Origin of the sequence: Salinibacterium sp. NG22, assembly GCF_015864925.1 — a bacterium.
Classification (GTDB): Bacteria; Actinomycetota; Actinomycetes; order Actinomycetales; family Microbacteriaceae; genus Rhodoglobus.
Genome location: NZ_JADYWG010000001.1, coordinates 1,832,094 through 1,844,361 on the forward strand (window position 1 = coordinate 1,832,094; position 12,268 = coordinate 1,844,361).

Genomic DNA, 12,268 nt, shown 5'->3' on the forward strand with positions numbered 1-12,268 from the left:
CCCGTGCCGCTACCGCGCATATCGATAACTCGGTGCGGCAAGGCATTTCACGCGCCCGACCCCACCGAAACGCCAGACCACGCCCTAGGCTTGAACTATGACGGGAATCACCACCCCACGGTCGAAGCACTTTTCTGCGCTCGCCCCGGAGCGTGAGCCCCAACTGGCGTTCCCTCCGCGCGGTAGCTCGATGATCGGCCCCGTCGACGCCCCCGGCCTGCATGTGATGAGCTACAACATCCGTCGGCGCCTGCCGAAGCTTTTACCGCGCAATCCTGACCAGTGGCGGCACCGTCAGCCCTTAATGAGACGCCTCCTCCTTGCTGAACAGCCGGCGCTGGTCGGCGTGCAAGAAGCCCTCTTCACTCAGGCGCGTTTTGTGCGCCAGTCGTTGGGGGAGCACTACCGTTCTCTCGGCCATGGTCGCGAGAGGAACACGGGCGGCGAAGGCTGCCCCATCTTTTACGACTCCACTCGTCTGGAGGTGGTCGAATGGCGACAGTCGGCGCTCTCCGATACTCCGAATGTTCCGGGATCAGTCTCGTGGGGCAATCGCACGCCTCGCGTCGTGGTGGAAGCTATCTTCCGCGACCTCGCCACCGGCATCCACTTTCAGGCTGTGAACACTCACCTCGACCACCGGTCTCGCACGTCTCGCCTTCACTCCGCCGACGCGTTGAGAAACATCGTGCAGGCGACACCGCACCCCAGCATCCTGACCGGCGATTTCAATACGGATGCTGACACTCACCCTTATAGCCAGCTCACCGGTAATGGACTGGTGGTAGACACGTGGAACACCGCCGAGGAGCGTCTCACCCAAGTGTGGGGAACGTTCCCCAACTACGGCCCGCCGAAGCACAATCGCAAGCGGATTGACTGGGTTCTTGCAACGCCCGATGTGACCGTGATGGAGGCGGGCATCAATGTCACGCGGTATGCGGGCGGCTGGCCGTCGGATCACACGCCCGTGCAGGCTGTTGTGCGTTTTGCCGGGGCAAAATAGCTCCACTCGCTAGAGCATCCCTACAAACGATTCACGGAGTCGATCACGATTCACCTAATCTGGGCGAGTGAATCTGATCTTCCGCACCATCTTGCACCGCATCCTCAGCACGCGACGATCGGCCCTCGGCATCACCGATGTGGGCAGCATGACGATGAAGGTTCTGCCGACCGATGTTGACCTACTGCGCCACATGAATAACGGCCGCTACTTCTCCATCATGGATATCGGCCGCATGGACCTCTTGATCCGTGCCGGCGGCTGGCAGAAGCTTCGGGCCAAAGGGTTTTACCCGGTGATGGCCAACGAGACCATCAGCTTTCGCAAGTCGCTCGATCTCTGGAAGAAGTTCCAGCTCGAATCGCGCGTTGTCGGCTACGACGACAAGGCCGTCTTTGTCGAGCAACGTTTTGTGGTCGATGGCCAGATTTACGCCCAGGCGATGACCCGCGCCCGCTTCCTGCGGAGCTCTGGCGGCACCGTCAGCGTCGCCGAACTGCTCGAAACCATTGGCTGGGATGACGAACAACCCGTCATGCCCGACTGGGTTCAGGAGTGGGCTGATCATGTTGCTCTGCCCGTCAGTCGCGCCGATGCGCCCAGCACCTGGGAGTAAGCGCTAACAGCAAGCGTTTACAGCGAGTTGTATGACTTTCACTTTTGTGAGAGCGCTCTCTTGACATTCGAGAGAGCGCTCTCATAAGATCAGTCTGCAATCGTGAGAGCGCTCTCATTCCTGATGGGGGTCTCTTTCGGACACCAATAACCCTCATTCACAAGGAAGTGACCGTGAAATCTCAACGACGCACCAAGATGGTTGCAGCCGTCGCCGGCGCAGCATCTCTCGCTCTTCTCGCCACCGGTTGTTCAGCAGCTGACGGTGGGGACAGCGATGGCCCCATCACCCTCACCGTGACCACCTTCGGCACGATGGGACTCGACGGACTGTACGCAGCGTACGAAGCCGACAACCCCAACATCACCATCAAGGCAACCAACATCGACACCGGTGGAAACGCGTTGACCGACTGGAAGACCAAGCAGGCAGCAGGCGCCGGTCTCGCCGACGTTCAGGCCGTTGAAGAAGGATGGCTCGGCCAGGTCATGCAGGTCTCCGACACGTTCGTTGACCTCAGCGAATATGGCGCAGACGACATCAAGGACCGCTGGGTCGACTGGAAGCTCGCTCAGGGCACCGACGCCGACGGCCGCATCATCGGGTACGGAACCGACATCGGACCGGAAGGCCTCTGCTACAACGGCGCACTTCTCGAAGAAGCCGGCATGCCGTCTGACCGCGACGCCGTTGCCGAGCTCTTCGGTGGCGACGACGCAACCTGGGATGAATTCTTCCAGGTCGGCAAGGACTACAACGCAGCAACTGGCAAGGCCTTCTACGACCACTCCGGCTTCGTCTGGAACGCCATGGTCAACCAGCTTGACGAGGGCTACTACACCGCTGACGGCGAAATCAACGTTGAGGGCAACTCCGCACTGCAGTCGCAGTGGGACAAGCTCGCCGATGGCGCAGCAGCTGGACTCTCCAGCCAGCAGAGCGCGTGGGACTGGGGCGGGGGAAAGGCCTTCACTGATGGCTCATTCGCTACGTTCATGTGCCCCGGCTGGATGCTCGGTGTCGTCAAGGGACAGGTTGAAGCAGCAGGCGGAGACGCCAGCACTGGCTGGGACTTCGCAGATGTCTTCCCCGGTGGAGCAGCAAACTGGGGTGGCGCCTTCCTGACCGTTCCGACTCAGTCTGAGCACCCTGAAGAGGCAGCAAAGCTTGCCGCTTACCTCACCTCCGCTGAATCCGAAGTTGCTGCCTTCCAGGCTGCAGGAACCTTCCCCAGCGTTATCGCAGCTCAGACTGACGACGGTGTAACCGGCGGCAGCGAGCTCAGCACCTTCTTCAACGATGCCCCCATCGGCACGATCCTCGGATCGCGTGCAGAAGGCGTGACCTCGCAGTTCAAGGGCCCGAACGACTCGGTTATCCAGGAGCAGGTCTTCGGCCCCGCTACCAAGGAACTCGACTCGGGCGTTGACGGTGACACCGCGTGGAACAACGCGATTGAGGTTCTGAAGAACCTCGACCTCAACTAGTCCACAGCAGTAATTGAGGCCCCCGGCGTCCCCTCTGCCGGGGGCCTCACTTCTTGAAAGCGATATCTCATGACGACGATGACGAGCCCGCCGCGACCTGATTCAGGTGAGGCGAAGCAGCGCTCCACGCGCACAACCACCCAGCTCACCAGACGGCAACGTCTGAGTCGCCTCGACGTGAAGGCATCCCCCTACCTTTACATCGCCCCCTTCTTCGTGCTCTTTGCACTCATCGGGCTCTTCCCGCTCGTCTACACCTTCGTGGTGTCACTGAACGACTGGGACATCCTGAGCGGTGCCGGCGAGTGGATCGGTTTCGACAACTATGTCGCCGAGCTCAACGACCCCTACTTCTGGAATTCGCTCTTCAACACCATGAGCATCTTCCTGCTCAGCGCGATTCCGCAGCTGGTCGCCGCCGTCTTCATCGCGGCCCTGCTCGACCAAAACCTTCGCGCCAAGACCTTCTGGCGCATGAGCATCCTGATCCCGTACATCGTGACTCCGGTCGCGGTCGCCATCATCTTCTCGAGTGCGTTCGGTGAAAAGTACGGGCTCATCAACAACATTCTGACCTCGTTCAATATCGACCCGGTGCTGTGGAAGAGCGAAGTATTCCCGAGCCACTTCGCTATCGCCACGATGGTTAACTGGCGTTGGACGGGCTACAACGCGCTCATCCTGCTCGCCGCAATGCAGGCCGTTCCCCGCGACATTTACGAATCGGCATCCCTGGACGGAGCGGGCGCCGTGCGTCGGTTCTTCTCGATGACGCTGCCGAGCATCCGCCCCACCATGATCTTCGTCATCATCACCGCCACGATCGGTGGCCTGCAGATCTTCACCGAACCGAAGCTCTTCAACCCCACCAGCGCGAACCTGGGCGGTGCCCATCGCGAGTACCAAACCACCGTGCTGTACCTGTGGGATATGGCCTTCAACCGCGGTGACTTTGGCAAGGCTTCGGCGATTGCCTGGCTGCTGTTCCTGATCATCGTCGGCATCGGACTGCTGAACTTCATGATCTCGCGCAAGATCGCCTCCACCGAAGTGAAGGTCATCTCCAAGCGTCGAGCTAAGAAGCTTGCGCGCTACCGCGCCACCACCGCGGCCAACCCCACTGCTGTGCCGGCGGTATCCGTCGTAGACGAGGAGAAGAGCTCATGAGCACCACGAGCCCCACACGAACCCCCGATCGCGCCGCCGACAAGCAGGCCGTAGCCGACGAGAAGCGCCGCAGCAGAGGCCGTGCACGCGGACTCGCTGAACGCCCCGGCTTCCTTGTTTATGGCCTGCTGATGGCCCTCTTCCTCGGCGGCTCCTACCCGCTCTGGTGGTCGTACGTTGTTGGCTCGAGCGACAACACCGCCATCACTGAAACCTGGCCGCCGCTGCTGCCCGGCGGTCGCTTTTGGATCAACGTCGGCGAAGTTCTCTCGACCGTTCCCTTCTGGCAGTCGCTCCTGAACAGCATCATCGTGTCAACGATCATCACCACCTCGGTGATCTTCTTCTCGACCCTCGCCGGCTATGCATTTGCCAAGCTGCGCTTCAAGGGCCGCGAAGGGCTCATGATCTTCGTGATCGCGACCCTCGCGGTGCCAACGCAGCTCGGCATCATCCCGCAGTTCATGCTCATGAAAGAGCTCGGCTGGACGGGCACGCTCGGCGCTGTTGTCGTGCCAACGCTCGTGACAGCATTTGGTGTGTTCTTCATGCGCCAATATTTGGTGGATGTCATCCCTGACGAACTCATCGAAGCGGCCCGTGTCGACGGGGCCAACATGTTCCGCACCTTCTGGAGCGTCGGGATTCCGGCAGCTCGCCCCGCGATGGCGATCCTCGGACTCTTCACGTTCATGACCGCCTGGACCGATTACTTGTGGCCTCTGCTGGTCGCACCACAAAATCCGACCCTGCAGGTTGCGCTGAGCCAACTGCAGAGCGCAAAATACGTGGACTACTCGGTCGTGCTTTCGGGAGCGGTGCTTGCCACCTTGCCGCTGCTCATCATCTTCATTCTCGCCGGACGGCAACTCGTCTCGGGCATCATGGCAGGAGCAGTAAAAGGCTAATGAACACTCTCACCACCACCTGGCCGAAAGGCTTCCTCTGGGGATCCGCCACCGCGGCTGCCCAGATCGAGGGAGCAGCTCACGAAGGCGGCAAAGAGGATTCCATTTGGGATCACTATGCCCGCCAGCCGCTCGCTGTCGCCAACGGAGACACCCCCGAAATTGCGGTCGACCACTACTACCGCATGAACGATGACGTGCAGTTGATGAAGAAGCTGGGGCTCGACTCCTACCGCTTCTCCACCAGCTGGGCCCGTGTTGTTCCCGGCGACCGCGAGCCCAACGCCGAGGGCCTCGACTTCTACAGTCGTCTTGTTGACTCGCTGCTGGAGGCCGGCATCCTGCCGTGGCTCACGCTTTATCACTGGGACTTGCCGCAGGCGCTTCAGGAGAAGGGCGGATGGGCGAACCGCGAAACCGCGTACCGTTTCGCTGACTATGCCGAAGCTGTCTACACCGCGCTCGGCGATCGCGTCAGCCACTGGACAACCTTCAATGAGCCGCTCTGCTCGTCGCTGATTGGCTACATTGCGGGGGAGCACGCTCCCGGTCTCACTGACCCGAATCAGGGCCTCGCCGCGCTGCACCACCAGCACTTGGCTCACGGTTTGGCTGCGGAGCGACTGCGTTCGCTTGCTGCCGCGAAGGGCCGCGAGATTGAGCTCGGCATCACGCTGAACCTCACGAACGCCGTGCCCAACGATCCGAACGATCCTGTTGACCTCGACGCTGCGCGTCGCATCGACGGCATCTGGAACCGCATGTTCTTAGAGCCGCTCGTGCTTGGCGCCTACCCGGCTGACGTGCTCGAAGACATGCGCGACTACAACTTCGAGCAGTATGTTCAGGAGGGCGACCTTGAGATCATCTCCGCCCCCATCGATTTCTTGGGAGTGAATCACTACCACGACGACAACGTGAGTGGACATCCCGCTCCCGCTGATGCAGCACCCGGACTTCGGCCAACCACTAAGCCCGGTCGCTCGATGTTTGTCGGCAGCGAGTTCGTGACGATGCCCCCGCGTGACCTCCCTCGCACGGCGATGGATTGGGAAGTCAACCCGAGCGGTTTGCAGCACCTCCTTGTGCGCTTGGGCAAGGAGTACCCCACATTGCCGCCGCTGTACGTCACCGAAAATGGTGCCTCCTACGACGACACTCGTGAGGGCGACACGATCGACGACCCCCAGCGTGCCAGCTACGTTGCGCAACACATCCAGGCTGTGGCGGATGCCATTGCCGACGGTGCTGATGTGCGCGGCTACTTCGTGTGGTCGCTCCTCGACAACTTCGAATGGGCGTGGGGCTACAACAAACGTTTCGGCATTGTTTACGTCGATTACGACACTCAAGAGCGCATCCCGAAGCGCAGCGCCACGGAATACGCAGCCCACATCGCTGCCACGAAGAAGGCCTCCTGATCGTTAGGGTTAGGCAAGACCTTCTAATAGAGAGCGAGCTCGTGGCGGAGAAACTGCGCAGCGGGGCCATGCCAACACTCGAAATGGTGGCGGCACAGGCAGGCGTTTCGCGCGCCACCGTGTCTCGCGTGGTCAACGGTTCTCCTAAGGTGAGCCCGGATGTCGCCACTGTCGTTCAGGCCGCCATCGACGAGCTCAACTACGTGCCCAATCGCGCTGCCCGTTCGCTCGTGAGTCGCAAGACGCAGGCCATCGCGATGGTGGTTCCGGAATCGGCAGCCAAGGTCTTCGATGACCCCTTCTTCGCGGCGGTCGTTCAGGGCGTTGCGCTCTATCTCGAAGACACGGATTACACGCTCAACATGATCATCGAGTCAGGCGCCGCATCACACAAGACGCGGCGCTACCTCCTCGGCGGCAACGTCGATGGCGCTCTGGTGGTCTCGCACCACACGGGCGACCACTCCTACTCTGAGCTCAGCCGCACCTTGCCTGTCGTGTTCGGTGGGCGCCCGCTCAGCGACGTTAGCGGCGACAACTACTACGTGGATGTCGACAACTTCGCTGGTGCCTGCACCGCCGTTGAACATTTGATTGCTTCCGGCCGCACCAAGCTAGCTACGATCGCCGGCCCGCAAGATATGCCCCCGGGCGTAGACCGCCTTTCTGCCTTCCGCTCCACTCTCGGCAAGCACGGACTCACGAGCGATCTCGTTGAAGTCGGCGACTTCTCGCCGCCCTCCGGAGCAGAAGCAATGCGTCGACTGCTCGCCCGCGGTGAGCCCATCGACGGCATCTTCGCGGCCAACGACCAGATGGCCATCGGCGCCTACTCGGCGATCCGCGAAGCCGGGCTCTCCGTGCCTGCCGATATCGCCGTGGTTGGTTTCGACGACGACAACTATGGGAGCACCGCGACTCCGCCGCTGACGACAGTGCGCCAACCCTCCGTCGAGATGGGCCGACGCATGGCAGAAATGATTGTCGGCCTGATTGAAAACCGACCAGTCGACACCGTGACGACCCTCGATACCGAGCTCGTCATCCGCGATTCTGCGTAGCTAGGTTTCGCCACCGCCGCGACCACAGCCAGTGCAGCAGCCTCAGTCGCCAACACAGCCGTCGCGGCTACTCCGGCGCGAGCGCGAGAACGACTCGCTCGAGCACTTCTCGGCACGCCACAATCGATGGGCGGCTGACGCTCGAGTCTCGCACCGACGTAAAGACGGTGCGTCGGGGAAGGCCGGGCATCGGCCGCAACGCGACGGTCGGTGTGCGAGTTCCCCAGACCAGACCGGGCAAGATCGCCGTCGCGTGGCCTGATTCAACGAGACGAATGTGGGCCTGAAGGTCGGCGGTTTCGTAGCGCACGTCGGGCTCTATGCCTGCGCGGCGGCATTGCTGTTCTGCCCAGTGGCGGGATGCGGTGCCTCGGGGTTCCATCACCCAGGCACTCTGGGTGGTGTCGGCGAGACTCATGATTCCGCTCTCGTGAGGAACAGCGAGCGAGAGTTCGTCGGCATAGAGGGGGAGCATGTCGAGATCGGGATGCCGGGGTGCGGCATGGCCGGGATACTGTTCCGCGATCACGAGGTCGAACTCTCGCGTCCAGGTTTCGAAGAGGGCGCTCTCGGGCTCGCGCTGGGTCATCTCGATGCGCAGTTGGGGATGCTCGTTCGCGATGATGCTGAGCGCTTGCGGAATGATGCCGAGCGCTGCCGATTGGAATACAGCGAGACGTACTTTTCCGCGCACTTCAGTGAGCGAGGAATGGATCTCTGCTTCCATAAGTTCGAGGCGTTCGAGGAGGGCAACGGTGTGCTCAACAAGCAGCTCGGCTTCGGGGGTGAGTTGCACCCGTCGACCCGCTTTGACGAGCAGCGGAACCCGCGCTTCTTCTTCGAGAAGAGCGAGCTGTTGAGAGACTGCAGACGGCGTGTAACTGAGTGCGTTTGCCACTGCGGCGATGGTGCCGCGAAGCTTGAGTTCTCGCAAAAGTCGCAGCCGTCTTACGTCGAGCATTTCTCCGCCAATCGTTAACTAATTCTAACTGAAACCCTGCGATTTCCGTCGCTTTTGCTAAAGGCACTCCCGGGCGCACACTGAGAGTTCCAGCCCAATCCCCGTTCGGAGGCCTATTCTCGTGAGCATGTCAACTTCTACCGACAACCTCGATGCTTCACACCAGCAGATTGCCGACCAAACGGTAGCCACCGTTCGTCGCTGGCTGGCTGAAAGTGAAGAGTTTCCGACCGATGCGAGCGCCACGCGCCTCGCTGGCGTACTGAAAGATCCGAACGGACTCGAGTTCACTCTCGGCTTCATCGACACCGTGGTTCGCCCCGAAGATTTGCGTGTCGCCGGCCGCAACCTCGAGCGCCTCACCCACATCATCCCGGCGTTCCTGCCGTGGTACCTCCGCTTCGCCATCCTCGTCGGCGGTGGCTTCGCGCCCCTGCTTCCGTGGATCATCGTTCCGATCGCTCGCCGCGTGCTCCGCGGCATGGTTGGCCACCTCATCATCGACGCGACCCCAGCGAAGCTCGACAAGGCTCTCGTGCACCTTCGTCGTGAAGGCGTCAACCTGAACCTCAACCTGCTCGGTGAAGCCGTGCTCGGTGATGACGAAGCCGACAACCGTCTCGCCGGAACGCGCGCCCTCCTGAACCGGGATGACGTTGACTACGTTTCCATCAAGGTGTCGTCAGTCGTGTCGCAGCTTTCCATGTGGGCTTTCGATGAGACGGTCGACCGTGTTGTTGACCGCCTCACCCCGCTCTACTTGCTTGCCTTGCGCTCGCCGTCGAAGAAGTTCATCAACCTCGACATGGAAGAGTTCAAAGACCTCGACCTTACGATCGCGGTCTTCGAGAAGCTTCTCGACCAGCCAGAACTGCTCGAACTTGAAGCGGGCATCGTGCTTCAGGCGTACCTGCCGGATGCCCTCACGGCGCTGCAGGAACTGACCCGTTGGTCAACGGCGCGTCGCGCTCGCGGCGGCGCCAACATCAAGGTGCGCGTTGTTAAGGGCGCCAACCTCGCGATGGAACACGTAGACGCGGTAACTCACCACTGGCCGATGGCTACGTGGGGAACCAAGCAAGACAGTGACACTCACTACAAGCGCGTGCTCGATTGGGCATTCACCCCCGAGCACATCGACGCTGTTCGCATCGGTGTTGCCGGCCACAACCTCTTCGATATCGCATTCGCGTGGCACCTCGCTCAAGAGCGAGGCGTAACCGAGGGCATCGAATTCGAAATGCTGCTCGGAATGGCTACCGGCCAGGCCGAAGCAGTCAGGAAGGATGTCGGCAGCCTGCTGCTGTACACGCCCGTCGTTCAGCCGAGCGAGTTCGACTCGGCCATCAGCTACCTCGTGCGCCGCCTCGAAGAGAACGCCAGCACCGAGAACTTCATGTCTGGACTGTTCGAGCTTTCCAGCAACGAACACATCTTCGTGCGCGAGCAGGACCGCTTCTTGGCGTCGCTCGCGAACCTCGATGCACCAGCACAGGTATCCAACCGGGTGCAGGACCGCAACCAGCCCGCCGCGCTCATCGGCGACCGCCCGTTCAACAACGTCGCAGATACTGACCAGGCCATTGGCGAAAACCGCACGTGGGGTCGTGCAATCCTGGCGCGCAGCGGCGACTCACAACTCGGCATTGACACTGTTAAGGCTGGCGCTGTCAGTACCCCTGAGCAGATGAAGAGCATCCTCAGTTCCGTCACCACTGCCGGAGCGAACTGGGGTAGCAGGCCCGCCGCAGAACGTGCCGCAATCTTGCACCGCGCCGGCGACGCGATCGAAGCCTCGCGTGCCCGCCTCATCGAGGTCATGGCTGCCGAAGCCGGTAAGACGATCGCCGAAGGTGACGTAGAGGTCAGCGAAGCAATTGACTTCGCGCACTACTACGCCGAGCGCTCTCTCGACCTTGAAGCGATCGACGATGCCACGTTCGTGCCGTCAAAGCTCATCATCGTTACTCCGCCGTGGAACTTCCCGGTTGCCATTCCCGCCGGCAGCGTGCTTTCAGCACTCGCCTCGGGCAGTGGCGTCATCATCAAGCCAGCCAAGCTTTCGCAGCGCAGCGCCGCCGTAATGATCGAAGCGCTCTGGGAAGCGGGCGTGCCACGTGAAGTGCTCGCGTTTGTTGATCTGAAGGATCGTGAACTCGGTCGCGTCATGATTGCCGACCCCGCTGTTGACCGCGTCATCCTGACGGGGGCGTGGGAAACCGCAGCAATGTTCCGTTCTTGGCGCAATGACCTGCCGATTCTCGCGGAGACCAGTGGCAAGAACGCGATCATCGTGACGCCGAGCGCAGACCTCGATCTCGCCGTCGCTGACGTCACCAAGAGCGCCTTCGGACACGCTGGGCAAAAGTGTTCGGCAGCCTCGCTCGTGATCTTGGTCGGTTCGGTTGGTAAGAGCGAACGTTTCGAGCGTCAGCTGGTTGACTCGGTGCGCACTCTGCGCGTTGGTCTCCCTCAGGACCCTCTCACCATGATGGGCCCGATCGTTGAGCCTGCTCAGGGCAAGCTGCTTGGAGCACTCACGACTCTCGCTCCCGGTGAGAGCTGGCTCGTAAAGCCACGTCAGCTCGATGAGGAAGGCAAGCAGTGGACTCCCGGAGTTCGCACCGGTGTTGTTCCCGGCAGCGAGTTCCACATGACCGAATACTTCGGGCCCGTTCTCGGCGTGATGCGCGCTAAGAACCTCACCGAAGCGATCGAGATGCAGAACGCCGTGGACTACGGACTGACGGCGGGCATCCACTCGCTCGACCCCACAGAGGTCGCACGCTGGCTCGATGAAGTTCAGGCCGGAAACGCCTACGTCAACCGCGGAATCACGGGCGCCATTGTTCGCCGCCAGCCCTTCGGTGGGTGGAAGCGTTCAGCCGTTGGCTGCCACGCCAAGGCTGGCGGACCCAACTACCTGATGACACTCGGACAGTGGAAGGCCGTCGAGCAGCCCGCCGCTCGCGACATTCAAGTCCGCGGTCTCAGCGACCAGGTCTCTTCGGTTATCAAGAAGGCACAGTCGGGCATGGAGTTCGACGAGTTCGACCGTGTTCGTCGCGCCGCCGAAAGCGACCAGCGCGCGTGGGAGACCGAGTTCGGCGTCAGCCGTGATGTCTCAGACCTCGGCGTCGAGCGCAACGTCTTCCGCTACCGCCCGGTACCCGTCACCATTCGCCTGTCAGAGGGCGAACCGATGGGCCACCTGGTGCGGATGATCGCCGGTGCCGCTCGTGTCGGCGCGACCATTCACATCAGCTCCGCTATCCCGTTGCCGTCGCTGCTCACTGAATCGTTCGAGTCGGCAAATGCCGGCGTCTCGGTTGCTCAGGTTCGTGTTGAGTCGGATGCTCGCTGGAACGAGCGTGCGGCCAAGGGCGAGTTGAAGACCAGCCGCGTGCGCCTCATCGGTGGTTCCCCTGTCGATATCGCAGAAGCCGTTGGCGGAAACCCTGACGTCGCGGTATGGTCAGGTGAAGTCACGACATCCGGTCGAGTTGAACTGCTGATCTTCCTGCAAGAGCAGTCACTGTCGATCACAGCACACCGCTTCGGAAACCCCGATCTGGCCATGGCCGCGCTCGAGGTCTAAAGAACTCACAGGGTGTGCGGGGATTCGTTACAGCGAGTCCCCG

At 61.5% G+C, this 12,268-nt stretch carries 9 protein-coding genes; 8 read left to right on the top strand and 1 reads right to left on the bottom strand.

All coding sequences use genetic code 11. The annotated features are described in order from the left end of the window. The first annotated feature begins 97 nt into the window (after window positions 1-97). From I6E81_RS08920 to I6E81_RS08950, 7 genes are all read left to right on the top strand, one after another. A complete protein-coding gene (locus I6E81_RS08920) occupies window positions 98-1,006 on the top strand; it encodes an endonuclease/exonuclease/phosphatase family protein (protein ID WP_197106960.1) in 909 nt (302 codons plus the stop codon). Window positions 1,007-1,073: 67 nt separating this feature from the next. Then, a complete protein-coding gene (locus I6E81_RS08925; protein WP_197106961.1) occupies window positions 1,074-1,622 on the top strand; it encodes a thioesterase family protein in 549 nt (182 codons plus the stop codon). Window positions 1,623-1,795: 173 nt separating this feature from the next. Further along, window positions 1,796-3,109 (top strand): ABC transporter substrate-binding protein, encoded by a 1,314-nt coding sequence (locus I6E81_RS08930; protein WP_197106962.1) that lies wholly within the window; start codon window positions 1,796-1,798, stop codon window positions 3,107-3,109. A 69-nt stretch (window positions 3,110-3,178) separates the two neighbouring features. Beyond that, entirely contained in the window at window positions 3,179-4,276 is a 1,098-nt protein-coding gene (locus I6E81_RS08935; RefSeq protein WP_197106963.1) for a carbohydrate ABC transporter permease, read from the top strand. Beyond that, window positions 4,273-5,184: a carbohydrate ABC transporter permease gene (locus I6E81_RS08940; RefSeq protein WP_197106964.1), complete on the top strand. Its 912-nt coding sequence runs from the start codon at window positions 4,273-4,275 to the stop codon at window positions 5,182-5,184. Before I6E81_RS08935 ends, I6E81_RS08940 begins: the two co-directional genes overlap by 4 nt. Further along, window positions 5,184-6,605: a GH1 family beta-glucosidase gene (locus I6E81_RS08945; protein WP_197106965.1), complete on the top strand. Its 1,422-nt coding sequence runs from the start codon at window positions 5,184-5,186 to the stop codon at window positions 6,603-6,605. The genes I6E81_RS08940 and I6E81_RS08945 overlap by 1 nt, the downstream gene beginning before the upstream one ends. Before the next feature lie 68 nt (window positions 6,606-6,673). After that, window positions 6,674-7,666 (top strand): LacI family DNA-binding transcriptional regulator, encoded by a 993-nt coding sequence (locus I6E81_RS08950; RefSeq protein WP_197106966.1) that lies wholly within the window; start codon window positions 6,674-6,676, stop codon window positions 7,664-7,666. Between the two features lie 67 nt (window positions 7,667-7,733). Here the strand turns inward: I6E81_RS08950 and I6E81_RS08955 are convergent, their stop codons facing one another. Beyond that, entirely contained in the window at window positions 7,734-8,627 is an 894-nt protein-coding gene (locus I6E81_RS08955) for a LysR family transcriptional regulator (protein WP_197106967.1), read from the bottom strand. Between the two features lie 127 nt (window positions 8,628-8,754). Between I6E81_RS08955 and I6E81_RS08960 the strand changes: the two genes are divergently transcribed. After that, the gene (locus I6E81_RS08960; protein WP_197106968.1) at window positions 8,755-12,225 is read left to right on the top strand and encodes a bifunctional proline dehydrogenase/L-glutamate gamma-semialdehyde dehydrogenase; all 3,471 of its coding nucleotides are present in this window, start codon (window positions 8,755-8,757) and stop codon (window positions 12,223-12,225) included. Window positions 12,226-12,268 lie beyond the last annotated feature (43 nt).